Genomic DNA, 26,572 nt, shown 5'->3' with positions numbered 1-26,572 from the left:
CAACGAGCTTCGCGGTTAAAAATAAAAATATGAAAATACAAAATTACATCAACGGACATTGGATAGAAGGAAAAGGAGAAGGAACGCCTTTATTCGATTCAGTTACAGGTGAAATCATTGGTCACGCTTCCACTGAAGGAATCGATTTTGCTGAGGTTTTGCATTACGGTAGAACCAAAGGCGGAGAAAAACTTCGTAAAATGACCTTTCAAGAAAGAGGAAATATGTTGAAGAGTTTGGCTTTGTATTTAACCAAACGCAAAGACTATTTCTACGAAATCAGTTATAAAACCGGCGCAACAAAAGTAGATAGCTGGATTGATATCGAAGGTGGTTTTGGTAATTTATTTGCCAATGCTTCTTTACGTAAGTTATTCCCAAATCAATCGTATCACGTAGAAGGTGACGCAATCGATTTATCTCGTGGTGGAAGATTTATGGCGCATCATATTTTGGTTCCAAAACGAGGTGTAGCAGTTCATATTAATGCGTTCAATTTCCCAGTTTGGGGAATGCTAGAAAAATGTGCCGTTAACTGGATGGCGGGTGTGCCAGCTGTAGTAAAACCAGCAACTTCAACTTCATATTTAACGGAAGCTGTTGTTCGTGAGATCATCAATTCAAAAATATTACCAGAGGGTGCTTTACAATTAATTTGTGGTTCAGCGCATACCATTTTGGACACTATCGAAAGTCAAGATGTGGTAACATTTACAGGTTCTGCATCAACAGGAAGAAAATTAAAATCGCATACACAAGTTATCAACGAATCTGTGCCTTTCAACATGGAAGCGGATTCATTGAATGCCTCAATTTTAGGAGAAGATGCCGTTCCAGGAACACCAGAATTCGATTTGTTTATCAGTCAAGCAAGAAGTGAAATCACAGTAAAATGCGGACAAAAATGTACTGCCATTCGTAGATTAATTGTTCCAGAAAACTTGATTGATGATGTTCAGATTGCTCTTGGAAAAGCTTTAGACAAAGTAACCATAGGTGACCCAAGATTAAAAGAAGTTCGAATGGGTTCATTGGTAAGTAAAGACCAAGTAAAAGAAGTAAAAGATAGAGTTAGAGAAATCGCTCAAACAGCTTCAATTGTTTACGGTGATTTAGATAAATTGGAATTAATTGGTGCCAATGAAAACGGCGCATTTATTAGTCCAATGTTACTTCGTGAGGAAAATCCATTCGAAAATATTTCGGTTCATGAAACAGAAGCATTCGGACCAGTTTCCACTTTAATGCCGTATAAAAATATCGATGAAGCTATTGAATTGGCGCAAATGGGTAAAGGTTCATTAGTGTCTTCAATTGTTACCAATTCAGATGCAACGGCAAAAGAATACGTAATCGGAGCCGCTTCACACCACGGAAGAATTTTGGTATTGAACAGAGAAAACGCCAAACAAAGCACGGGTCACGGTTCGCCATTGCCATTATTGGTTCACGGTGGTCCAGGTCGAGCGGGTGGAGGAGAAGAAATGGGCGGTGTTCGCGGTATCAAACATTATATGCAACGTTGTGCTGTTCAAGGTTCGCCAACAACTTTGACCGAAATTACAGGAATTTACCAACCCAATTCAAAATATAAAGAAATTTCCCAACATCCATTCCAATACCATTGGGAAGATATTGAACCAGGAATGTCGCTTCGCACGCACAATAGAACCGTTACTGATTCAGATATTATCAGTTTTGCGAATCTAACTTGGGATCATTTTTACGCTCACACGGATATTACTTCTTTGGATGGAAGTATTTTCAAAAAGAGAACGGCTCACGGCTATTTCATTTTAGCTGCAGCAGCAGGTTTGTTCGTGTATCCAAATAAAGGACCAGTGGCCGCAAATTACGGTTTGGAAGAATGTCGTTTCTTACGTCCAATTTACCACAACGATACCGTTTATGTTCGATTAACGTGCAAACAAAAAATCGATAGAGATGTCGCTTCGGCAGAACACCCAAGCGGAATTGTAAAATGGTTTGTTGAAGTTTTTGACACTGAAAATGAATTGGTTGCTATTGCTACAATCTTAACTATGGTACAAAAGAAACAAGAAGTTTTTGTTGAAATGACTAATGAAAAAGTGGAAGCTTGTATCAATAAATTAACCCAAGATTCAAAACCAAAATGGGGAATTTTAACGCCCCAACATTTGCTAGAACATCTAGAACAAGGTTATAGAATTATGTCGGGGGAAATTCAAGATTTCGAAATTGCAACACCTGAGAAAATCTTGGAAAAAGTACATCATTCGTTATACAACTATGAGAAATTTCCGCAAGGAACCGCTTTTCCAACCATGAAGAAAGGAGAATTAGAAGATTTAATTCACCCTGATTTTGAAACAGCAAAAGCAAAATTTTTCGAAGCAAGAGCTGCTTATCAATCATTTTTCAAAGAAAATCCAGAAGCTGTTATGAAAAATATGGTTTTCGGTGAATTGAATCGCTATGAATCGTATTTATTGGAGAGAAAGCACCTCAATCACCACTTTGAACAATTTGGTTTAATTTAAATATAAAAAAACTTTGCGAACATTGCGTAAAACCTTGCGCACTTTGCGGTAAAATAATAATATGGAAGCATACGTAAAACACAACATACAAGAAGGAATTGCAACAATTGAGTTTTTTCATCCAGAACAAAATTCGTTGCCAGGAGCAATTTTAGCCCAATTAGCCAATACAATTACTGAAGTTGGTAACAATGAAGAAGTAAAAGTCATCATTTTACAAAGCGGAGGCGATCGTACGTTCTGTGCTGGAGCAAGTTTCAAAGAATTAATTGCCATTGATGATGCCGCAACTGGGAAAGTATTTTTCTCAGGATTTGCCAATGTAATCAATGCGATGCGCAAATGTCCAAAATTCATCATCGGAAGAATTCAAGGAAAAACCGTTGGTGGTGGCGTTGGAATTGCAGCAGCAACCGATTATTGTATGGCAACCCAATTCGCAGCCATCAAATTAAGCGAATTGAACGTTGGAATTGGACCGTTTGTTGTATCACCAGCCATTGAAAGAAAAATGGGAGTTTCAGCCACTTCCCAAATTGCCATTGATGCTAATTCGTTTTACGATGCCAAATGGGCAAAAGAAAAAGGATTATTTGCCAATGTGTACGAAAGCATCGAAGCATTAGACGAAGCGGTTTTAGCATTCGCCAAACATTTATGTACCTACAATCCAGAAGCCATGCTAGAAATGAAGAAAATTTTCTGGAGAGGAACCGAAGATTGGGACAATTTATTAGCCGAAAGAGCCGCAATCAGCGGAAGATTGGTGTTGTCAGAATTTACAAAAGAAACATTGAAAAAATTTAAATAATTAAAGAACATAGAATATAGAAATTGGAATTTAGACCGTTTATCAATCTATTTTCTAACTTCTAACCTCTAATTTCTAAAAATATGATTTACGAATTCAAAGGTTTTATCCCCGTTGTTCACGAAAGTAGTTTTGTGCATCCACAAGCTGCGGTTACTGGTAATGTGATTATTGGTAAAAATGTCTATGTGGGTCCAGGAGCCGCTATTCGTGGCGATTGGGGTGAAATTATCATCGAAGACGGATGTAATGTTCAGGAAAATTGCACCATTCATATGTTTCCCGGAAAATCAATGGTTTTGAAAGCGGGAGCGCATATTGGTCACGGAGCCATTATTCATGGAGCTAATATTGGCGCCAATTGTTTGGTAGGAATGAATGCCGTTATCATGGACGATGTGACAATTGGCGATGAATGTATCATTGGCGCATTGGCATTTGTAAAAGCGGGAACGCAAATTCCTAATCGAAAAATGGTGGTAGGAAATCCAGCGGTAATTATAAAAGATGTTTCTGATGAATTAATTGCATGGAAAACCAAAGGAACCGCATTGTACCAACAATTACCAAAAGAATGTTTCGAAACGCTAAAAGCAGTAGAGCCATTGCGAGAAATTCCTGAAAATAGACCCACGCAAGAAGCCTTTTATAAAACATTGGAAGAATTTAAAAATAAGTAGACAGTTTTAGTCTCAGTTTTCAGATACAATTGGAACTGCGACTGCGACTGCGACTGAAAACTAAAATATGATAACAGAATTCAAAATGCCCAAAATGGGCGAAAGTATTTCAGAAGCTACCATCATCAATTGGTTGAAAAACGTCGGCGATGTAGTGGAAGCCGAAGAAACGATTTTGGAAGTAGCAACCGATAAAGTAGATAGCGAAGTTCCATCGCCAGTAACGGGTATAATTACTGAAATTCGTTACCAAAAAGACGCTGTAGTAGCGGTTGGAGAAACATTGGCATTAATTGAAGCCGATGCAAATGCTGTGGCCGTAAAGAAAACGGAAGAAAAACCAGTTGCAAAAGAAAATTCAACAGTTTCAGTTACCAATACTTCATCATCACCTGCGCAACCGATTCAATTAAAATGCAATCCAGATGCATTTTTATCGCCGTTGATTGTTAGCATTGCCCAAAAAGAAAATCTTTCATTGGAAGAAGTACAGAGCATTCCTGGAACTGGAGCAGAAGGAAGAATTCGAAAAAGCGATGTTTTCAATTATCTAAAAAACAGAAAATATCCACTTCAGTCTAAACCGATAATAAACAATCAACAGCCAACTTCAACCTATCCAAAACCAGTAATTGCTTTCAACGAAGAGAAAGATTACATCATTGAAATGGATAGAATGCGTAAGATGATTGCGGATCATATGGTATATTCCAAACAAACTTCGCCACACGTGACTTCATATTTGGAAGTAGACGTAACGAATTTAGTAAACTGGAGAAATGCCGTCAAAGATAAATTTCAAGAGAAATATAACGAAAAACTTACCTTTACACCCGTTTTTATTGACGCTGTAGCCAGAGCAATTGCTGATTTTCCATTGATAAATGTTTCGGTTGATGATAAGAAAATCATCGTTCATAAAGATATTAATATTGGAATGGCAACTGCTTTACCAACAGGGAACTTAATTGTTTCCGTCGTAAGAAATGCCAATGAAAAAGATATTCCAACGATTGCTAAAACCGTAAATCATTTGGCAGTGAGCGCCAGAGAAAACAAGCTGAAACCAGAAGATGTAAAAGGAAGTACGTTCACCATTTCTAATGTGGGAACTTTCGGAAGTTTGATGGGAACACCAATTATCAACCAACCTGAAGTAGCGATTTTAGCTTTAGGAATCATCAAAAAGCGTCCAGAAGTTATTACTACCGAAAAAGGAGATGAAATTGCAATTCGTAGCATGATGTTCTTGTCGTTATCATTTGACCATCGCGTAGTAGATGGCTTCTTAGGAGGTTCATTCTTAAAACGAGTAGGCGATTACCTAGAAAAATTTGACCCAAATACACCAATATAAAACCCAATAGTCATGCAAAATGCTATAAAAATATCAAAAGTTACCGAATCAAAAGCTCATGAAGTGGATTTGAACAACATCACCATGGGAACTAGATTTACTGATTATATGTTCATTTGCGATTACCAAAATGGCGAATGGAACAACCCAAGAATTGAACCTTTAGCACTTATTCCAACGCATCCTGCAGCAATGGCCTTGCATTACGGACAAGCGATTTTCGAAGGAATGAAAGCCACTTTAGGAAAAGACGGAACACCATTATTGTTTCGTCCTGACCAAAATGCCAAACGAATGAATTTCAGCGCTGACAGAATGGGAATGCCTGCTTTTCCTGAAGATTTATTTGTGGAAGCTTTGAAACAATTGGTAGCAATTGAGAAAGATTGGGTACCAACACAAAAAGGAAGTGCTTTGTATTTGCGTCCGTTTATGTATGCAGATGAACCTTTTATTGGAATGCGTGCCGCGACAAGTTATAAATTTATCGTAATTGCATCTCCAGCAGGACCATTTTTTAGTCGTCCAATTAAATTATATGCAGAAAATCAATACGTTCGTGCGGTAAATGGTGGAACTGGAGAAGCAAAAGCTGCAGGAAATTATGCAGCAGCCATTCGTCCAACAGAGTATGCCAAAGCAAAAGGATATGACCAAGTACTTTGGTTAGATGCACAAAATTTTGAATACATTCAAGAAGTGGGAACCATGAATATTTTCATCAAAATTGGAGAAAAATTCATTACACCTGATTTGAGCGGTTCAATTTTGGCAGGAATTACTCGAATGAGCGTTATCGAATTATTAAAACACAAAGGTTTTCAAGTAGAAGAACGTCCAATTACACTTTCTGAAATCAAAGAAGCTCATGTGAATGGAACGCTAGAAGAAGCTTTCGGAGTGGGAACAGCAGTTGGAATTGCGATGATTGAAGAAGTTGGTAATGAAGATTTTAAAATTGCTTTCACCAAAGGAAATCCTGTTGGAAATGATGTTCAAGATACTCTAAATAAGATTAAAGTTCAAGAATTAGAAGATACATTCGGTTGGATTGTTGAAGCGAAATAGTTATACAAACCTAACAGGTTTTCGAAACCTGTTAGGTTTAATATTTACAATATGTTAGAAAAAAATATTTTAGAAAAAGCATTCACAACGATGGCAACAGCAAAAGCTATGGCAACGTTGTATGAAGATAATTTTAAAACCGTTTCCAAATACGTTCATGCCACTTCGCGCGGACATGAAGCGATTCAAATTGCTATGGCGATGCATTTATTGCCACAAGATTTTGCATTTCCTTACTATCGTGATGATGCGATGTTGTTGGGAATTGGGATGCAACCTTATGATTTGATGTTGCAATTATTAGCAAAGAAAGACGATCCATTTTCAGGTGGACGAACGTATTACAGTCATCCAAGTTTACGTGATGCTGATAAACCAAAAATCCCACATCAATCTTCTGCAACAGGAATGCAAGCAATTCCAGCAACTGGAGTAGCGATGGGTTTTTGGTATAAAGAAAACATTGGCATTCAAGATAAAAATCAGGAAAATCCTTTTGTGGTTTGTTCGTTAGGTGATGCTTCAGTTACCGAAGGAGAAATTGCAGAAGCTTTTCAGATGGCGGCTTTGAAGCAATTGCCAATATTATATTTGGTTCAAGATAACGGTTGGGATATTTCTGCCAATGCAGCTGAAACTCGTGCCCAAAATGCTTTTGAATATGCCAAAGGTTTCCACGGAATTGAAGCCATTTCTATAGATGGAGCTAATTTCATTGAAAGTTATGTAGCATTGGAAAAAGTGGTGAAAACCATTCGTGAAGAGCGCCGACCTTTCTTAGTTCATGCCAAAGTACCATTGTTGAATCATCATACTTCTGGCGTTCGAATGGAATGGTATCGAGATGATTTGGAAGAAGCTAAATCGCGTGATCCGTATCCAGTTTTGATCCAACAATTGAAAGATAATGGTTTTTCAGATACTGAAATTGCTGAAATCGAGTCAAAAGCCAAAGCCAAAGTACAAGCAGATTTTGATAAAGCACAGTTGGCTGAAGATCCAACTCCAGAAGATTTATTCACACATGATTTTGCACCAACACCAGTTACGGAAGAAGTAGGAGAGCGTAATCCACAACGTGAAGAAAAAGTGGTCATGGTAGACTGTGCACTTTTTGCGGTGGAAGAATTGATGAAAAAGCACCAAGAATGTTTGTTATACGGTCAAGATGTTGGCGGAAGATTAGGTGGTGTTTTCAGAGAAGCGGCAACTTTAGCACAAAAATTTGGTGATGAAAGAGTATTCAATACGCCAATACAAGAAGCTTTTATTGTTGGTTCTACTGTTGGTATGTCGGCGGTTGGTTTAAAACCAATTGTTGAGGTGCAATTTGCGGATTACATTTGGCCAGGATTGAATCAGTTGTTTACTGAGGTGAGTCGCTCGTGTTATTTGACTAATGGGAAATGGCCAGTAAGTATGATTTTGCGTGTACCAATTGGTGCTTATGGAAGTGGTGGTCCGTATCATTCGTCTTCAGTTGAAAGTGTTTTAACAAACATACGCGGTATTAAAATAGCTTATCCAAGCAATGGAGCTGATTTAAAAGGATTAATGAAAGCCGCTTATTACGATCCAAATCCAGTAGTGATTTTGGAACATAAAGGGTTGTATTGGAGTAAGGTAAAAGGAACAGATGCTGCTAGAGTCAACGAACCAAGTGAGGATTATCTATTGCCTTTCGGAAAAGCGAATATCGTTCAAGAGGTTTGGGAACAAGAAGATAAAGAAACTATCAGTATCATTACTTATGGAATGGGTGTTCATTGGGCACTAAATGCTTCGAGTGCAATGAAAGAAAATGTTGAAATTATTGATTTAAGAACTTTATATCCTTTGGATGAAGAAACCATTTTGAAATCAGTGAAGAAAACTAAGAAATGCTTGGTAGTAACTGAAGAACCTGTGAATAATTCTTTCGCGAGAAGTTTGGCAGGAATGATTCAAGAGAAATGCTTCAAATATTTAGATGCACCAGTTATGGTTATTGGTTCAGAAAATTTACCAGCGATTCCATTAAATAGCACTTTAGAACAAACGATGATTCCATCTGCTGAAAAAGTGAAATTGAAAATAGAAGAGTTATTGAATTATTAAAGTAAAAAACCTCCAAATGGAGGTTTTTTTATTTTTTTTGAGGTGGATACTGTGCTAATATCTTGGCAACAAACTCTCTAATTCTTTCATCTTTTTTATCAACGTTTCTAGTAAGATAACCAGAACCTTCACCTTGCCAAATTAATTCTTTCGTTTTAGCATCAATAAGATCTATAAATAAAGTACCTTCTGGTGTGGTTGAAACGGAGGTATAGTTCATTCCCCACCAAGGATTCCAACCCCAGCCCCAGCCCCAACCGAAACCAGCATTGTTGTATACATCTACGCGCTCTCTCTCTTTGGTAAAAATAGTAACCAAAATATCTGGATTCTCCGATTTTGTGAAGCCTTTTGTTGCCATAACTTCGTCAATTGCGTACAAAATTCTTTTTTTGTCTAAATCAGAAATTTCAGCTTTGTCTACACCACTTTTCAGATAAGCGTAGGATTTGTAATTTTCAAAATTTGCTTTTTTGTCGTAATCAGCATTTACTCGTACAGAACTACAAGAAGCCAAAGTAGCGACTAAAAATAATACCGAAAGAAATTTAAATGTCTTCATAATTTTATTTGTTTAAAGTTTCAGGTTTCAGGTTTAAAGTTTTTAAAACGTAAATTAACATGAAACTTTAAACATGAAACTACAACAAAGATTCGTCTACTATATTAGGGATGGTAACTTTTAATAAAGGTTGCGTCTCCATGGCTCTTTTTATTGCAAAAATGGCTCCTTCGTTTCTTGCCCAACTTCTTCTTGAAATTCCGTTGTTTACATCCCAGAAAAGCATTGACTCTAAGCGTCTTGATGCTTCTTTACTTCCATCAAGAACCATACCAAATCCACCATTTATTACTTCTCCCCAACCAACACCACCACCGTTGTGAATAGAAACCCAAGTGGCTCCTCGGAAACTATCACCAATTACGTTATGAATAGCCATGTCGGATGTGAATCTTGAACCATCGTAGATATTGGAAGTTTCACGATAAGGTGAATCGGTTCCTGAAACATCGTGGTGATCTCTCCCTAAAATCACATAGCCAATTTCTCCTTTAGCAATCGCTTGATTGAAAGCTTCAGCAATTTTGATTCTACCTTCTGCATCAGCGTATAAAATTCGAGCTTGAGAACCAACGACTAATTTGTTTTCTTGAGCGCCTTTAATCCATTGGATGTTATCGGCCATTTGCTGTTGGATTTCTTCTGGTGAGTTTTTCATCATTTCTTCCAAAACATCGCAGGCAATTTTATCGGTTTTAGCTAGATCTTCGGGATTTCCTGAAGCACAAACCCAACGGAAAGGTCCAAAACCATAATCGAAACACATTGGTCCCATAATATCCTGTACATAACTTGGATACTTGAATTCACGTCCTAAAGTTGGATTTTCGTTCATAACATCTGCTCCAGCTCTTGATGCTTCTAATAAAAAGGCATTTCCGTAATCAAAGAAATACGTTCCTTTAGCTGTATGTTTGTTGATCGCTGCCGCATGTTGACGTAAGGTTTTTTGAACTTCCTCTTTAAATTTTTCAGGGTTATTTGCCATCATTTCATTCGATTCTTCAAAAGAAAAACCAGTAGGGTAGTAGCCTCCAGCCCATGGATTATGTAAAGAAGTTTGATCAGAACCTAAATCAATATGAAGATTTTCTTGGTCAAAACGTTCCCAAACATCCACTACGTTTCCTAAATAAGCAATGGAAACTACTTCTTGATTTTCTAAGGCTTTTTTAACTCTTGGAACTAAATCGTCAATATTTTCTATTACTTCATTTATCCAACCTTGTGAATGACGAATATGTGTAATTTTTGGATTCACTTCGGCACAAACGGTAACACAACCTGCAATATTTCCTGCTTTTGGTTGAGCCCCACTCATTCCGCCTAATCCAGAAGTTACGAATAAACCGCCTTTTGGAGTTTTTTTAATTTTTCTAAAACCATTCAAAACAGTAATAGTTGTTCCGTGAACAATTCCTTGTGGACCAATGTACATGTAACTTCCAGCAGTCATTTGTCCGTATTGCGAAACTCCTAATGCGTTCATTTTTTCCCAATCGTCTGGTTTGGAATAATTTGGGATAACCATTCCATTCGTAACCACAACTCTTGGTGCTTCTTTGTGAGATGGAAATAATCCCATTGGATGACCTGAATACATAACTAAGGTTTGTTCGTCAGTCATTTCGGCCAAATATTTCATAGTTAGGCGATATTGTGCCCAATTTTGAAAGACAGCTCCGTTTCCACCATACGTAATTAATTCGTGTGGATGTTGCGCCACAGCATAATCCAAATTGTTTTGAATCATCAGCATGATGGCTTTCGCTTGTTCACTTTTTCCAGGGTATTCAGAAATTGGTCGCGCATACATTTTGTAATCAGGACGTAAGCGATACATATAAATTCTACCGTACAATTCTAATTCTGCTTTAAATTCAGGAATTAGAGTAGCGTGATGTTCAGGTTCAAAATAGCGTAAGGCGTTTTTTAAAGCTAATTTTTTTTCTTCTTCTGTAAGGATTTCTTTTCTCTTTGGTGCGTGATTGATTTCGGCTTCATAAGGTTTTGGATTGGGTAAAACCGATGGAATTCCTTCTACTATTTGTTCTTTGAATGTCATTTTTTGATGTATTGTTGTATATTGTTTGTTGTATTTTTTTTACTGTAAACTGCGACTGAACACCGATTACTTTTTCAAAGTTCCTGTTTTCTTGTCAAATCCATACGGACAATGGCGGCAGCCACTTTTACAGCAATAGCCTCTTTTTAAATGGTATTTTTCCGTAAAACACTTGTATCCTTCGGGTGTGTAATAGAAATCTTCACCTTCTTTTAAATTATTTGGATTTAATTCGTTATTCATAGCTACAAATTTACCAATTTTGTACTATATGATTGTAGTAGTTTTTAAATATTTAATTCCGAAAGGATTTCGAGGATTTACTTTTTTTCCGTTTGTGTTTTTATCAGATGGGAAAGATAAATTAAATGATAGTTTACTAAACCACGAAAGAATTCATATTAGACAGCAGTTAGAACTTTTAGTAATTCCCTTTTTCCTTTGGTACGGAATTGAATTTTTAGTTCGAATGATCCAATATAAAAATAGGAGAGAAGCCTATTATAATATTTCTTTTGAGCGTGAAGCTTATGTAAAAGAAAAAGACCTTAATTACTTAAAGAAAAGGTCCTTTTTGAGTTTTTTAAAATATGTTTAAATTTAGTGAATAACCTTTGCTAGATTGAGAATTAAGTCTAAAAACCTTCTTGTAACTACAAAAATCATTTTAACTTTTTGTTTCTTTGCATTATGATTATGCAAATTGAAGAACAATTTCCCAATGGTATTTCATTATTTATCAAACGAGATGATTTGTTACATCCTGTTATTTCAGGAAATAAATTCAGAAAGTTAAAATACAATTTGCAGGAAGCGAAGCAATTGGGGTATTCCAAATTGTTAACTTTTGGGGGTGCTTTTTCCAATCACATTGTGGCAGTAGCTGGTGCAGGAAATGAATTTGGTTTTGAAACTATTGGAATTATACGAGGGGAAGAATTAGCAACTAAAATTGATGAAAATCCTTCGCTGCAATTGGCACAATCGTTGGGGATGAAACTACATTTTGTTTCGCGTTCGGAATATCAAAACAAAGAATTGGTAGCGTTTCTAGCTCATTTGGAAACACAATTTGGGACTTTTTATTTGCTTCCCGAAGGAGGAACCAATGCGCTTGCTATTGAAGGTTGTAAAGAGATTATAGGTGAAGAAGAAAAAACGTTCACTCACATTTGTTGTGCCGTTGGAACAGGAGGAACTATTTCAGGGATAATTGAAGGCGCTTACGAACATCAAAAAATAATTGGCTTTTCTGCGTTAAAAGGTGATTTTTTATCTGATGTAATTCGTAAATTTGTAACCAAGACCAATTGGGAACTAGAAACAAAGTATCATTTTGGTGGTTATGGCAAGGTTTCTGATGCGTTAATTTCGTTCATGAATGATTTTTATGAACAAACGCAAATTCCATTGGATCCTATTTATACCGGAAAAATGGTTTTTGGAGTTTTGGAAAAAATTAAAAATAATGAATTTCCTTCCAATGCTAAAATCTTGTTGATTCATTCAGGTGGATTACAAGGGATTAAAGGAATGAACCAAAAATTGAAAAGAAAGAATAAGTCTATAATAACATATCATGATTAAGAAAATTCTATTAGTGTTGTTAGTTGTTTTTGCTGCCAGTTGTAGCGGAACCAAACACGTGCGAACAACTTCTAAAAAACCAACAACGAAGTCGCAACCCGTAGTGAGAAAAACCACAACAACTAAGCCAACTACAACCACCAAGCCAAAAACAGAAGAAAGCGAAGTAATTGAAGCTACTACGAAAGTAACTACTTCTTCAGATAATGTTAGGAATTACATCGATACTTTTAGTGAGACAGCAAAGAAAAACATGCGCGAACACGGAATTCCTGCTAGTATTACTTTAGCACAAGGAATTTTGGAATCAGGAGCTGGTAAAGGTAGATTGTGTGTGGAAGCAAATAATCATTTTGGTATTAAATGTCATACCGGTTGGACAGGTCCTTCAATTACCCATGATGATGATGCTTTACAAGAGTGTTTTAGAAAATACAGTGATCCTAAAGATTCGTATCGCGATCATTCCTTGTTTTTGACTTCAAGGCCTCGCTATTCGAGTTTATTCAAGTTAGATAAAGGCGATTACCAAGGTTGGGCTAAAGGTTTACGAGCGGCTGGATATGCAACCGATCCAAAATATCCCGATAAATTAATTAGTTTGATTGAGCGTTACCAATTATATATGTATGACAATGAAGTTTTGGAACGTGAAAATTTGAAACCTTTTCAAAATTCGAATACAGTTGTGAACAATGAAATGCTTTACACGGTGCAACAAGGAGATACTTTGTATTCTTTGTCGCGTAAATTCAATCTGTCTGTTGAAGAATTGAAACGATTGAATAATATGTCTGATAACAATTTAGCCATTGGGCAACAATTAAAAACAAAATAATGTTATATAAAAGAAGTAGCGAATTATTTGTTGAGGCAAACAAAGTAATTCCAGGTGGTGTAAATTCACCAGTAAGAGCTTTTAAAGGAGTAGGAGGAACACCTATTTTTGTGAAAGAAGCCAAAGGAGCCTATTTGTACGATGAAGATGGAAATCGTTTAATAGACTACATCAATTCTTGGGGACCAATGATTCTAGGTCATGCCTACGAACCAGTTGTAAATGCAGTTATCGAAAAAGCAAAAAAAGGAACATCTTTTGGTATGCCAACAGCGTTAGAAACGCAAATTGCACAATTGGCAGTTTCAATGGTTCCAAATATCGATAAAATTCGATTTGTAAATTCAGGAACTGAAGCTTGTATGAGTGCTATTCGATTGGCAAGAGGCTATACCAAAAGAGATAAAATTATTAAATTTTCCGGTTGCTATCACGGTCATTCGGATTCCTTTTTAATTGCAGCTGGGAGCGGATTGAGTACTTTTGGAGTGCCCAATTCACCAGGAGTAACTGAAGGAACAGCAAAAGATACTTTGCTAGCAGCTTACAACGATTTGGAAAATGTAAAAGCTCTTTTTGAAGCCAATAAAGGTGAAATTGCAGCAATTATTGTTGAGCCAGTAGCTGGAAATATGGGGTGCATTCCGCCAAAAGATGGGTTTTTACAAGGACTTCGTGAAGTTTGTTCTGCAAACGGTACTTTATTAATTTTTGATGAGGTAATGACTGGATTTCGTTTAGCGAAAGGTGGCGTACAAGAGTTATTTGGTATTCAAGCGGATATTGTTTGTTTTGGGAAAGTAATTGGTGGAGGCTTACCTGTTGGTGCCTTTGCAGCTAGAGAAGAAATCATGAACTTTTTAGCGCCATTAGGACCCGTTTATCAAGCAGGAACTTTATCTGGAAATCCATTAGCTATGGCAGCAGGATTAGAAATGTTAAAGGCATTGAATGCAGATGCAGGAATTTTTACTCGTTTAGAAGAAAAAACAGCTTATTTAGAAAACGGAATACGAAAAGTATTAACGGATTCTAATATTGTGTTCACAATAAATAGGGTAGGTTCGATGATTTCCGTTCATTTTGATGCTAATCCAGTATACGATTTTGCAACGGCAAAAAATGGAGATAACGATACGTTTAAAAAGTTCTTTCACGGTTTGTTGAAACGTGGTGTTTATATTGCACCATCAGCTTATGAAACGTGGTTTATTACCGATGCTTTGACTTACGAAGATTTGGATTTCACCATTAATGCAATAGCTGAAACAGCAACAGAGTTATAAAACAAAAAATCCCGATTCAATCGGGATTTTTTATTAAAAGTATTTATTTAAAATCTGTTCGTTATTTTGAAGTTTAAGAAGTTGTTCCTTATTCAACATTGATTTAAATTTATCTTTTAAAGATGTACTGATATTGCTTTTTCTTTGAGCATCAAAATCAGTAGTTTCTACTTTGTGTTTGTGTAATAACATGCTCTGAATGTCTTTAATTTGAGTCACTTCAGTGATGTTAAAATAAGCAGCAATCTCATAAGCTTGTTTTTTTGTTTTTTCTCTTACTTCATCAGAAAAATTTTCTTGTGCATTTGCAACAAAACTAAAGGCAAAGAATAAAACAAAGATTGAAAATATTTTTTTCATTGTAAATAAATTTTGATTTAAAAAGTCAAATATAATTGAAATTATATTTTTTACCAAGATTTAATTTGATTTTCTTTCTTTTACTTGTTTACGAACTTCTCTTTTAGTTTGTTTTTCTTGCATTTTTTCTTTTCTATTTTCTGCTTTTGATTCCCATTTTTCTAATTGAGCAGGGGTAAGAATTTTTTTCATTTTACTTTTCATTTCAATACGATTGTCTAATTGTTCATTTTTCATTTCGTATTTTTCGTCAGCAGTTAACTTTTCGCCTTTTTCCCTTTTTGCTTTTAGAGCTTCCGTTTTAGCTTCTCTTTTTTTGGTTTGCTCTAAAAGTAAGGTTTTAACTTCTTTTTGTTGTTTTTCGTTTAAATCCAAATCCAAAGTCATTTGTTTAACTTGTAACTCTGTTTTTTGTTCAGCAGTTAATTTTTCTCTTTGCTGATTTCTTTCTTGTGCAAATGTTAGTGTAGTCATTACTAAAGCAAATGCTAAAATTAATTTTCTCATAATTTCTATTTTTTTAATTGTTTGATGATAAGACTTTAGGAATTTGAAAAGGTTTAATTCGTAACAAAAAAGGGAATTAGATTTTAGACTAATTCCCTTTTTTATAATTACAAGAAAGTTTATTTTCCAGTGTAAACGGCTATTTTATTATTGCCATTAACTTCTATTTTAAGTAAACCATGTTTGCTAATGCCTTTACTAGCAGCATCCCATTTTTTTCCGCTTAAATCGGCTTTTATTTTTAAATCACCAATCGAAATTCCTTCGTTAGCTTTTAAAATTTCAATGATGTGTTTTTCGTCTTCGGTTAATTCTGGACCTTTTTTCTCTGGACGCATTTGAGGGAAGAACAACACTTCTTGAATCGATTGATTATTCGTTAAGAACATAATCAGTCTGTCCATTCCAATTCCTAAACCAGATGTTGGCGGCATTCCATATTCTAAAGCTCTTAAGAAATCTTCATCGATAATTCCGTTTGCTTCGTCATCACCTTTTGCTGCTAAAGCCATTTGCGCTTCAAAACGCTCACGTTGATCTATTGGGTCGTTTAATTCTGAATAGGCGTTTGCAATTTCTTTTCCACAAACCATCAATTCAAAACGCTCTGTTAACTCAGGATTATCTCGGTGCGATTTACACAATGGTGACATCTCTTTTGGATAATCGGTAATGAAAGTTGGTTGAATAAAGTTGCCTTCGCATTTCTCGCCAAAAATTTCATCAATTAATTTTCCTTTACCCATGGTGTCATTTACTTCGATTCCCATAGATTTTGCAGCTTCGCGCAATTCGTCTTCCGATTTTCCAGTAATGTCAAAACCTGTGAATTGCTTGATAGCATCGGTCATAGTTACTCTGGCATAAGGCGCTTTGAAGTTTACTTGATGTTCTCCAAAAGTAGCTTCAGTTGTTCCGTTTACTTGTAAAGCACAATATTCTAATAAATTTTCAGTCATTTCCATCATCCAGTTGTAGTCTTTGTAGGCTACATAGATTTCCATGGCAGTAAATTCTGGATTGTGGGTTCTGTCCATTCCTTCGTTACGGAAGTTTTTCGAAAATTCATAAACACCATCAAATCCACCCACGATTAATCTTTTTAGATATAATTCGTTAGCAATACGCATATATAATGGAATATCTAAACTGTTATGATGTGTAATAAACGGACGCGCTGCCGCTCCACCAGGAATGGCTTGTAAAACCGGAGTTTCAACTTCCATATAACCAGCTTCGTTGAAAAATGTTCGCATAGCAGTGAACAATTTGGTTCTCTTCATGAAAACTTCTTTCACATGCGGATTCACCACTAAATCAACGTAACGCATACGGTAACGCAATTCTGGGTCAGTAAATGCATCAAAAACATGACCTTCTTCGTCTGTTTTTGGTAACGGAAGTGGTTTTAAAGTTTTGCTCAACATTTTGAAATCATCCACACGAACGCACATTGCGCCAACTTTGGTCATGAATAATTCGCCTTCAATTCCAATAAAATCACCTAAATCAGTTAATTTTTTGAAAACTTGATTGTAAAGCGTTTTATCTTCGCCAGGGCAAAGCATATCACGATTAAAATACAACTGAATTCTTCCTTCGCTGTCTTGTAATTCAGCAAACGAAGCTTTTCCTTGATCACGAACACTCATCAAACGTCCAGCCAAAATAACCTTCTTACCTTCTTCAAAATTTTCCTTCACTTGCTTTGAAGTGTGATTCACCGGAAATAAATCCGCTGGATAAGGGTTAATTCCAAGTTCGCGTAAAGCGTTTAGTTTGTCTCTTCTAATGATTTCTTGTTCCGAAAGTTGCATATTATTGTATTTAAGCGTGCAAAGATAATTTATTTTGTTTCAAGTTTCAAGTTCAAAGTTTAATGTTTTTTGGAGCGAATGGTTCGGGATTTTTTGGTTTCCATGTTCCTGCCATCCGTTATATCTTTTTTTCAAAAAGGATGTCACTCCTGTCAGGGCTAATTAGCAAACTATTCGTATCTTTGCATCACTTTTCAAAACACAATTTCGGTTATTATGAAATCGCCACTAAACTCAAGTTTGCTTAAGTAAACACATATGAATAAAAGGTGATACCATTTGACCTTTAAAAAAACAATTAAAGCTACAAATGAATAAAAAAGTCCAACTTCAAGATTTAGGAAATAAAGATTACAAAGAAACTTGGGATTATCAAGAGGAATTATTCAAAGAAATTGTAGATATTAAAGTGCGAAATAGGAGAGAAGAAGCCAATTTAGAAACTCCAAATTACTTTTTATACGTAGAACATCCACATGTATATACGTTAGGGAAAAGCGGCGATATGTCTAACCTATTACTTTCTGAAAAACAATTAGAAGCAAAAGGAGCTACTTTTTATAAAATCAATAGAGGAGGAGATATTACATACCACGGACCAGGACAAATTGTAGGTTATCCCATTTTAGATTTAGAAAATTTCTTTACCGACATTCATAAATATTTACGACTTTTAGAAGAGTCTATTATTTTAACTCTAGCAGAATACGGCTTACATGGAACACGAAGTGATGGTGAAACCGGAGTTTGGTTTGATGTAGGAACTCCATTTGCGAGAAAAATTTGTGCTTTAGGAGTAAGAGCTTCACGTTGGGTAACCATGCATGGCTTCGCATTAAATGTAAATGCCGATTTAGGTTACTTTGATAATATTATTCCATGTGGTATAAAAGGAAAAGCAGTTACTTCAATGCATGTAGAACTTGGAAAAATAGTTAATGAGAAAGAAGTAAAAGAAAAAATTCTAAAACATTTTCAAAACTTGTTTGAAGCGGAGGTTATTTAAAATTCAAGAGCAAGTTCAATTAAAAATTCAAATAAGTGAAACGCTCTGTGTATCTTTGTTCATCACAATCAAAATCAAAAAAAATCTGCGACCCGAGCGACAGCGAACTGATGAAATAATCTCTGTGTAAATTCTACAACTCTAAAGTCAATTGTTCAGGTAATAATCGAAAACTCATTCGATGATATTTACACGGACCATATTTTTTTATAGCTTCTCTGTGGTCTTTTGTCGGATAGCCTTTGTTTTTCTTCCAATTATACATAGGAAACTCCTCATGAATTTTATCCATATACTCGTCTCGGTAAGTTTTGGCTAAAACTGAAGCTGCTGCAATGCTTAGATACTTTCCATCTCCTTTAATAATACTTTGATTGGGAATGGTTTTTAAATAGTCAATTTCTTCTTGAGTAAGTTGCTTGCCGTTTTTGTTTTTTAATCCCAATTTTGAAAAAATAGGACGATTACCATCAACGATTATAAATTCTGGTTTAGAATTTAGCTTCAATATAGATTCTTGCATAGCTTTCATGGAAGCGTTTAGAATGTTGATTTCATCAATTTCATTTTCAAAAATATGAGTTACGGCATAAGTACTTGCAATTTCTTCAATTAAAGGTTTTATTTTTTTTCTTGAAATTTCAGATAGTTTTTTGGAGTCGTTCAGTAATTCATCTTCAAAACTGGTTGGTAGAATAATGGCAGCTGCAGTAACGGGTCCAGCTAAGCAACCTCTTCCTGCTTCATCCGTTCCGCATTCTAATATTAAATTACTGTAACGTTTAATTAACATACTTTTTTTTGACAAAAATATAATTTTTGACGCAACCTTTTGCATATAATTACATCTTTTGGGAGTAGTTATTAAGTAAACAATAATTTTAGCGCTAAAAAAATTAACACAATTAATTACTATTATTCTTAACTTTTATTTGGTAAATTAAGAAATAATTAAGAAGTTTGCGGAATAACTAACTCAAATAAATTTAATATGAGATCGAAGTTCAAATGGATTTTTACGCTATTAGTGGCGTTTACAATGCAGTTTTCGTTCGCACAACAGAAAACTGTTACGGGAGTTGTGTCTGACAAGCAAGGGCCTTTGGCTGGTGCTAATGTTGTTGTTCAAGGAACAACAAACGGAACAACTACAGATTTTGATGGTAATTATTCCATTCAAGCAAAACAAGGTGATGTCCTTGAAATTACTTACACAGGTATGAGAAAGATGACTGTTAAAGTAGGTGCTTCTAATGTAGTTAATGCTATAATGGAAGAAGATATTTTGACAGGGTCTGAAGTTGTTGTTCAAGGTTTTAGAACAGTAACAAAACAAACTGCTGTTACTTCAATTGCTAAAGTTGATAGTAAAACAATTGAAAACAGACCAAATGCAAACGTGATGAATACGTTACAAGGTCAGTTAGCGGGTGTTAACATTACTACAGGTACTGGTCAACCAGGTGCTAAATCTAGTGTTATTATTAGAGGTATTGGTTCGTTTAATGCGAGTTCAGATCCTCTATATGTTATTGATGGTTTTCCATCTAACAGTGATAACTTTAGATCAATCAATCCGAATGATATTGAGTCTGTACAGGTGTTAAAGGATGCTGCTGCTACTTCTGAGTATGGTTCTAGAGGTACAAATGGTGTAATTATTATTAAAACTAAAACAGGTTCGTTTGGTGAAGATAAGACAACATTCAGATACTCTACACAACATGGTATTACAGAATTACAAACTCCTAAGTACAACTATGCGAGTTCTAAACAGTTGTTAAGAATTGAAAGAGAGTACGGTACTGGGATGGGTGTAGGTATGACTGATGCTGAAATCGATGCTTTTGGTGTAAATACGGATTGGGTTGATTATTTCTTTAGAACAGGTGTTTCTACAGCTCATAATTTAAGTGTAGAAAAGAATGCAAAAAACATGAATTCTTTTACTTCTGTGAGTTATTTTAATCAAGAAGGGGTATTGAATACTACTAACTTAAAAAGATTTACAGTTAGAAATAACTTAAATGGTAAATCTACAAATGGTAAGTTCAACTACAGCATGAACATTGGATTAGGTTTTTCTAAAAACAATGAAGCAACAAACGCTGGAGAAGGCGCAGTTAACCGTAACTATCTTCTAGGTGCTTATATTTCAGCTCCTTATTTAGATCCTAATCGTTATGAAGGTTCTGTGTGGACATTAGATGAGTTTTTTAATACGCCAGGTCTATTGTCAACGCCTTATATGTTGATTGATAAATTGAATACGTATGTAAACGAAACTCAAGAGACTCGTTTCAATGTTGCAACTGAGGCTTCATATAAAATTACTAAAGAATTAACAGGTAGAATTAGAACATCAGCTGAGTTTTTAACTAATCGCTTTAATCAAGCTGAGTTTCCAGATTCATTTAATGCATTATTGTTTTCTAACACACCAGGTGTTCCTAGTTTTGATGGTGGTGCTTTTAACGGTTTTGAAGATATCAACCAAAGAAGAGAGTTTTTGTTAAACAACTTATATCAGTTAGATTACAAAAAAACTATTGGTAAGCATACTTTTGGTTTAGCTGCTAACACAGAGTACAACTTTAGTACGTTTACACAACAGAATATGAGACAAAGAGGTTTAAATCCTCAAACTTTTGTACCTAATACAGGTGTTGGTTACTTAGTTGATACAGGTGCTAATGACTGGTATGTACCTCAAATTTCTGCAAATAGAAGACGTGTAGATTATATTTCTTATTTTGGTTCATTTGACTATGATTTTGATGAGAAGTATGGATTTGTTGCTTCTTTAAGAAGAGATAAAGTAAGTTACTTTGCTGATGACAAACAAGCTGAAAGTTTCTGGTCTGTGGGTGGTCGTTGGAATTTAGATAAAGAATCATTTATGGATAATGCAACTTTTATTGATGTATTAAAACTTAGAGGGTCATACGGTACTGTTGGTAATGCTCGTATTGTAGGTGGTACTATTTATGCACCAATTTCTCCAAATGCATTGTATTTAGATAACTATAATGTAGCTAATAACGTTTATAACGGACAATTAGGTTACGGAATTGGTTTTGGTTTCCCTTCATTGAAGTGGGAATTAACTAAGCAATGGAATGCTGGTCTTGATTTTGAAATGTTTAAAGGACGTTTAAGAGGTACTTATGACTATTATAACAGAGAAACTGTGGACATGTTCTTAGGTCAGCCAGTTTCTAACTCGTCAGGTACAAGTCAGTTGAATATCAATTCAGATGCTAGTTTGACTAACTTTGGTCATGAAATTCAATTGGCATATGATTTAATTAGAAATCCAGAAAAAGGGGTGTTGTTAACTGTTCGTGCTAATGGTGCGCACAATACAAACCGTGTTGATGGTATTATTTCAAATAATGGAAGAATCCAACATGGTACTGTTAACGTTTCTGATAATGGTGGTATGTATTTTGAATATTATACAATTCCTTATGTTGGTGTTAACGAGACTAATGGTGAATTGTTATTCCTTGATATTAACGGTAACGTTACTGAAAATGTTACTTCAGCTGACCAAAGAAAAACAGGTAAAAACTTTTTACCAACTTGGCAAGGTGGTTTCGGATTTGATTTTGAATACAAAGGTTTCTTTACTTCGTCAACTTTTACTTTCGTAACAGATGTTTGGAGATTTGATACTGACTTAGATGTATTGAATGATCCAACTAACTTAGGTCAGTTTACAGTAACTTCTGATTTATTGAACGCTTGGACTCCAACAAATACAAATACAAATGTTCCATCTTTAACGGCTTCAAATTTAGGTTCACAAGTATTGTCAGATAGATTCTTAAAAGATGCTTCGTATGTTCGTTTAAGAAATTTACAAATCGGTTATAGAATTCCTAAGAAGTTCTTAGCAAATACATTTATCTCTGATTTATCTTTAACTTTACAAGGAGAAAACTTATGGACTTGGACTAAATGGCAAGGTTTTGATGCTGAAAGTAATAGAATTGAAGATGTTTATCAATATCCATCTCCAAGGCAATATACTTTTGGTTTAGACATTAAATTCTAAAAAATAAAACTATGAAAAAATTATTAAGTTTATTATTCGTAGCAACAGGCTTTATGTTTGTTTCTTGTGACGAAGATCTTACAGAGACTTTCGTTCCTGGACAGCTTACAGATCAGGTTGCTGTTACAAACTCAAATGAGTTACAGAGATTATTGAATTCAGGATATAATATCCTAACAAACAGAGAAGCAGCAGTTTTTACTTCTGTTTTTACTGATGAGGCTACTAAAGGTTTTAATAATGGTGGACAAGGTGTAAATACTGAAATTGTATTCAATATTTTCCCAGCTTCTGCTGCTCCTACTACTATTTGGCAATCTAATTATTTTGCTTTGGCTAGAATCAATCGTGTAATTGATTTTTCTAGTAGAATTGTTGCTGTTGATGCTGCTGATCAAGCATTAATCAATAGAATAAAAGCTGAGGCTTTGGTTTTACGTGCTTATGCGCATTTGAATATTTTGGCTTATTTTTCACCAAATACTAAAGATGATGCTGCTTTAGCGGGTATTTTAGCAAATAGAATTATTGGTACAGATGAGAGACCATCTCGTGTAACTAATGCAGTTTTCTACACGCAAATTCACCAAGATTTAGATGATGCTTTAGCAATTTTTGCTGTTGATGGTGCTTCTACTAGTGAGAGATATGCTAGACCTGTTTTTGCTAAAGGTTTAAAAGCCCGTGCTTATGCTTACAAAGGTGATTACCCTAATGCAGAAATTTGGGCAGATGATGTTATAACAACTTCAGGTATTCAATTAGCTACAACTGCACAGTATACGGATATGTTTTGGAGAGATACTTACGCTGCAAACAGAGAAATTATCTTTACTTTACACAGAACACAGCAACAGAATACGCAAGGGGGTAACTTACATAATGGGTGGTGTTCAGTTCGTCCAAATGCTGGTGGTTCTCCGTTTTATGAAGTAGGTAGAGCATTGTTTAATATCTTAAACGCTAACCCATCTGATATTAGAAGAAATACTATTATTGCTCCATCTTCAGTTATTGATCCAAGTTATCAAACTTCTGCAGATTACTTATCAACCGATCGTTTAATTTTACATAAGCACGGTGGTGTTGCTACAGGTACTAACACTTGGGCTACTACTGCTACAAATGCAAACAATAATGGTCATAAAGTAATGAGACTTTCTGAAATGTATTTGATCAAAGCGGAATGTAGAGCTGCTGCTTCTGATTTGATTGGTACTGCTACAGCTATTGATGCTATTAGAGATGCTCGTTACGGGTCTGATCAAGCACTTCCTGTTTATGCTAATGTTACTGCTGCTTGGAAAGCTGTTTTAGACGAAAGACGTTTAGAATTAGCTTTCGAAGGTCACCGTTATATTGATATCAAACGTTTAGGAGTTCAAGCTGGTATTTCTGGTTTAGATAGAGATCCGATGGATTATAATACTGATGGTTTAAATATTCCTGGTGGAGATCCTGCTAACTTACCATTAACTAGTCACAAGTGGGCTTTACCAATCCCACAAGCTGAAATTAATGGTAATGGAGGAATTCAACAAAATGCTGGTTACTAATAATATTTAGTTTATTATAAATTTTAAAGGGCTACAGTTTTGTAGCCCTTTTTTTATTACTATTTTCTCATTACATTTGTTCTATTATTTTATCAAATGAAACATTTTTTTTTACTTATTTTGTTTTCATCTATTTGTTTTGCTCAAGAAAGCAAAGAGGATAGTATTTCATCTCAACAAAAACCTGAAAAACCCCCAATCAACCTATACAAAATCTATACCCTACAAAAAGATACCACTTTTGTAGATACCACTTTAACCATTCAAAAGGAATACAAATACAACTTACTTCGCAAAGATATTTTTGGATTAATTGCTTTTGCTAACGAAGGGCATACTTATAATACCTTAGATTTCAATTATTCCAATAAAAGTATTTTCCCGAATATGGGTTTTACAGCCAAACATTTCAATTATTTGGAGGTTAATGATATCAAATATTACAATGTACCAACACCATTATCAGATTTGTATTTCAAAACTGTAATGACACAAGGACAATCATTAGATGCTTTCTTGACTGTAAATACAAAGCCTAATCTTAATTTTTCTATAGCCTACAAAGGATTGCGTTCCATTGGAAAATATATAAACAATATTTCCAGTTCAGGAAATTTCCGATTTACGACCAGTTATTTTACCAAAGATAAACGCTATTTCTTAAACGCGCATTTCACAGGACAAGATATTTCCAACCAAGAAAATGGAGGAATTACCGATATTTCACTTTTCGAAATTAGCGAACCTCCATTCGATAACAGGGAACGTTTAGACGTATATTTTCGTGATGCAACTTCCTTTTTAAAGGGACATCGTTTTTTTATCGACCATTATTACAAACTGAATAAAAATAATCCAAATAATTTGGTGATTTTCCATCAGTTCAATCACGAATACAAGTTTTTTGAATTTACACAACCTACTTTAAGCGAGCGTTTTGGAGATTCTTTCTCTACTAGAATCAACAATAAAACACGTTATAATCACTTGTACAACAAAGTAGGAACTGCTTTTACAACCAAAAAATACGGTGATGTTAGCGTTTTCCTTGAAGATAATGCGTTTAATTATTACTATAGCAATATCATTTACGACGAATTTGGAAATATCCAAGTTCCCAATGCATTAAATGACCGAATTACATCTTTGGGAGGGAATTATTCGTACAACATTAATAAGTTAAAAATCAACGCTTCAGTAACGAATAGTATTACTGACCAAAATGTTTCAGCGATTGAAGCTAATTTACAATACAAAATCAACGAAGATTATCAATTTGGGTTCAAGTACAGTAAGTTAAATACTATTCCAAATTTGAACTTCTCATTGTACCAAAGTAGTTATGTAGAATACAATTGGGCAAACAATTTCAAAACCGAAAAAAGAAACCAATTTCAAGCCGAAGCCAAAACTAAGTGGTTGAATTTGGAAGTTAATTATACAGTATTAAACGATTATTTGTTTTTTGCTAATGAAACTAATGATATAGCGGACTTGCAAGTCAAACCGTTTCAGTATGCAAATACCATAAATTATCTTTCGGTAAAAGCAAATAAAGAATTTCGTGTTGGAAAATTTGCTCTAGATAATACCATTTTATACCAAGCTGTTGATCAGGCCGACAATGTGCTTAACGTGCCACAAATTGTAACTAGAAATACCTTGTATTTTACCGATTACGTTTTCAAAAATGCTATGGAAATTCAAACAGGAATCATATTCAATTATTTTACCGAATATTACGCTAATGATTACAATCCTTTGTTGGGCGAATTTTACGTGCAAAACGAAACAAAAATCGGAAATTTCCCTATGTTCGATTTTTTCATCAACGCAAAAGTCAAACAAACTCGAATTTTCCTAAAAGCCGAACACTTCAATTCGTCATTTACAGGATATAATTTCTATTCCGCACCTAATTATCCGTATCGCGATTTTCTAGTGCGTTTCGGATTGGTATGGAATTTCTTTAAATAATTTTAGAAACGAATCGATTGGGTATTCTGATTATTCTGTTTTGTTTCAAGTTTCAGGTTTCAAGTTGATTTTCAGGTATAGTTTTACTTTTTGAGCTTAATTTTTTTGGAACACAGATTAGAAAAATTGAAATAATTTTTGAAATCTTATATGGACTTATCAACGAAAAAAAATAAACTTAATAACAATTTATATGACTTATATGTTTAAAAATTGGAACTTGAATTTGTTTTTTGAATTTGCACTTGATTTGTCATTCCGAGCTTGCGAGGAACCTCCTAACCATAGGCAACAGCTAAACGAAGTTTAGTAAACTTCCATCACCCATCATCCATCATCCATCAAATAATTCAAAAAATCCTACTATCTTTGCACAAAATATCTATTACCCATAACCAATTACCCATTACCTTAAA

The 26,572-nt window shown here is 35.0% G+C and carries 21 protein-coding genes; 14 read left to right on the top strand and 7 right to left on the bottom strand.

The genetic code is table 11. From position 1 onward, the window contains the following. Positions 1-29 precede the first annotated feature (29 nt). The 6 genes from paaZ to DPN68_RS01835 all read left to right on the top strand — a co-directional run bounded on the left by paaZ (position 30) and on the right by DPN68_RS01835 (position 8,535). Positions 30-2,522, top strand: a complete 2,493-nt coding sequence (paaZ, locus tag DPN68_RS01860) for a phenylacetic acid degradation bifunctional protein PaaZ (protein WP_113987898.1) — start codon at positions 30-32, stop codon at positions 2,520-2,522. Between the two features lie 61 nt (positions 2,523-2,583). Next, on the top strand, positions 2,584-3,333 hold the full coding sequence (locus DPN68_RS01855) for an enoyl-CoA hydratase/isomerase family protein (protein WP_113987897.1): 750 nt from the start codon (positions 2,584-2,586) through the stop codon (positions 3,331-3,333). Between the two features lie 83 nt (positions 3,334-3,416). Further along, entirely contained in the window at positions 3,417-4,013 is a 597-nt protein-coding gene (locus tag DPN68_RS01850) for an acyltransferase (protein ID WP_113987896.1), read from the top strand. 67 nt (positions 4,014-4,080) lie between these two features. Then, positions 4,081-5,370 carry a dihydrolipoamide acetyltransferase family protein gene (locus tag DPN68_RS01845; RefSeq protein ID WP_239986985.1) on the top strand — a complete coding sequence of 430 codons (1,290 nt, stop codon included), beginning with the start codon at positions 4,081-4,083 and terminating at the stop codon, positions 5,368-5,370. Positions 5,371-5,382: 12 nt separating this feature from the next. After that, the gene (locus DPN68_RS01840; protein ID WP_113987895.1) at positions 5,383-6,438 is read left to right on the top strand and encodes a branched-chain amino acid aminotransferase; all 1,056 of its coding nucleotides are present in this window, start codon (positions 5,383-5,385) and stop codon (positions 6,436-6,438) included. Positions 6,439-6,489: 51 nt separating this feature from the next. Continuing rightward, positions 6,490-8,535, top strand: coding sequence for an alpha-ketoacid dehydrogenase subunit alpha/beta (locus DPN68_RS01835; protein ID WP_113987894.1), 2,046 nt, complete (start codon positions 6,490-6,492; stop codon positions 8,533-8,535). Positions 8,536-8,563: 28 nt separating this feature from the next. Here the strand turns inward: DPN68_RS01835 and DPN68_RS01830 are convergent, their stop codons facing one another. The 3 genes from DPN68_RS01830 to DPN68_RS13120 form a co-directional block, all read right to left on the bottom strand. Continuing rightward, a complete protein-coding gene (locus DPN68_RS01830) occupies positions 8,564-9,097 on the bottom strand; it encodes a DUF4136 domain-containing protein (RefSeq protein WP_113987893.1) in 534 nt (177 codons plus the stop codon). Positions 9,098-9,176: 79 nt separating this feature from the next. Further along, entirely contained in the window at positions 9,177-11,162 is a 1,986-nt protein-coding gene (locus DPN68_RS01825) for a urocanate hydratase (protein ID WP_113987892.1), read from the bottom strand. A gap of 66 nt (positions 11,163-11,228) precedes the next feature. Beyond that, on the bottom strand, positions 11,229-11,405 hold the full coding sequence (locus tag DPN68_RS13120) for a DUF5522 domain-containing protein (protein ID WP_157958489.1): 177 nt from the start codon (positions 11,403-11,405) through the stop codon (positions 11,229-11,231). A 28-nt stretch (positions 11,406-11,433) separates the two neighbouring features. Here DPN68_RS13120 and DPN68_RS01820 point away from each other — a divergent pair, with 28 nt between their 5' ends. From DPN68_RS01820 to hemL, 4 genes are all read left to right on the top strand, one after another. Continuing rightward, the gene (locus DPN68_RS01820; RefSeq protein ID WP_113987891.1) at positions 11,434-11,760 is read left to right on the top strand and encodes a hypothetical protein; all 327 of its coding nucleotides are present in this window, start codon (positions 11,434-11,436) and stop codon (positions 11,758-11,760) included. 92 nt (positions 11,761-11,852) lie between these two features. After that, positions 11,853-12,749, top strand: coding sequence for a 1-aminocyclopropane-1-carboxylate deaminase/D-cysteine desulfhydrase (locus tag DPN68_RS01815; protein WP_113987890.1), 897 nt, complete (start codon positions 11,853-11,855; stop codon positions 12,747-12,749). Next, positions 12,742-13,587 carry a glucosaminidase domain-containing protein gene (locus DPN68_RS01810; RefSeq protein WP_113987889.1) on the top strand — a complete coding sequence of 282 codons (846 nt, stop codon included), beginning with the start codon at positions 12,742-12,744 and terminating at the stop codon, positions 13,585-13,587. Before DPN68_RS01815 ends, DPN68_RS01810 begins: the two co-directional genes overlap by 8 nt. Next, complete coding sequence (gene hemL / locus DPN68_RS01805) at positions 13,587-14,873, top strand: glutamate-1-semialdehyde 2,1-aminomutase (RefSeq protein ID WP_113987888.1); 1,287 nt, start codon at positions 13,587-13,589, stop codon at positions 14,871-14,873. The genes DPN68_RS01810 and hemL overlap by 1 nt, the downstream gene beginning before the upstream one ends. 33 nt (positions 14,874-14,906) lie before the next feature. Here the strand turns inward: hemL and DPN68_RS01800 are convergent, their stop codons facing one another. From DPN68_RS01800 to lysS, 3 genes are all read right to left on the bottom strand, one after another. After that, a complete protein-coding gene (locus tag DPN68_RS01800; RefSeq protein ID WP_113987887.1) occupies positions 14,907-15,233 on the bottom strand; it encodes a hypothetical protein in 327 nt (108 codons plus the stop codon). 60 nt (positions 15,234-15,293) lie between these two features. Then, a complete protein-coding gene (locus tag DPN68_RS01795) occupies positions 15,294-15,740 on the bottom strand; it encodes a hypothetical protein (protein WP_113987886.1) in 447 nt (148 codons plus the stop codon). A gap of 119 nt (positions 15,741-15,859) precedes the next feature. Further along, complete coding sequence (lysS, locus tag DPN68_RS01790) at positions 15,860-17,557, bottom strand: lysine--tRNA ligase (RefSeq protein WP_113987885.1); 1,698 nt, start codon at positions 17,555-17,557, stop codon at positions 15,860-15,862. A 310-nt stretch (positions 17,558-17,867) separates the two neighbouring features. On the opposite strand from lysS, the gene lipB reads away from it, so the two are divergent. Next, complete coding sequence (gene lipB, locus DPN68_RS01785) at positions 17,868-18,563, top strand: lipoyl(octanoyl) transferase LipB (RefSeq protein WP_113987884.1); 696 nt, start codon at positions 17,868-17,870, stop codon at positions 18,561-18,563. A 133-nt stretch (positions 18,564-18,696) separates the two neighbouring features. Here the strand turns inward: lipB and DPN68_RS01780 are convergent, their stop codons facing one another. Next, positions 18,697-19,356, bottom strand: a complete 660-nt coding sequence (locus DPN68_RS01780) for a ribonuclease HII (RefSeq protein WP_113987883.1) — start codon at positions 19,354-19,356, stop codon at positions 18,697-18,699. Between the two features lie 198 nt (positions 19,357-19,554). Between DPN68_RS01780 and DPN68_RS01775 the strand changes: the two genes are divergently transcribed. The 3 genes from DPN68_RS01775 (at position 19,555) to DPN68_RS01765 (ending at position 26,156) form a co-directional block, all read left to right on the top strand. After that, positions 19,555-22,623, top strand: a complete 3,069-nt coding sequence (locus tag DPN68_RS01775; RefSeq protein ID WP_113987882.1) for a SusC/RagA family TonB-linked outer membrane protein — start codon at positions 19,555-19,557, stop codon at positions 22,621-22,623. A gap of 11 nt (positions 22,624-22,634) precedes the next feature. Next, positions 22,635-24,179, top strand: a complete 1,545-nt coding sequence (locus DPN68_RS01770) for a RagB/SusD family nutrient uptake outer membrane protein (protein ID WP_113987881.1) — start codon at positions 22,635-22,637, stop codon at positions 24,177-24,179. Between the two features lie 96 nt (positions 24,180-24,275). After that, a complete protein-coding gene (locus DPN68_RS01765) occupies positions 24,276-26,156 on the top strand; it encodes a putative porin (RefSeq protein ID WP_113987880.1) in 1,881 nt (626 codons plus the stop codon). Positions 26,157-26,572: the final 416 nt, after the last annotated feature.

Source organism: Flavobacterium tibetense (assembly GCF_003293845.1).
GTDB classification, from domain to species: Bacteria; Bacteroidota; Bacteroidia; order Flavobacteriales; family Flavobacteriaceae; genus Flavobacterium; species Flavobacterium tibetense.
This window is presented reverse-complemented; position numbering and strand designations above follow the sequence as displayed.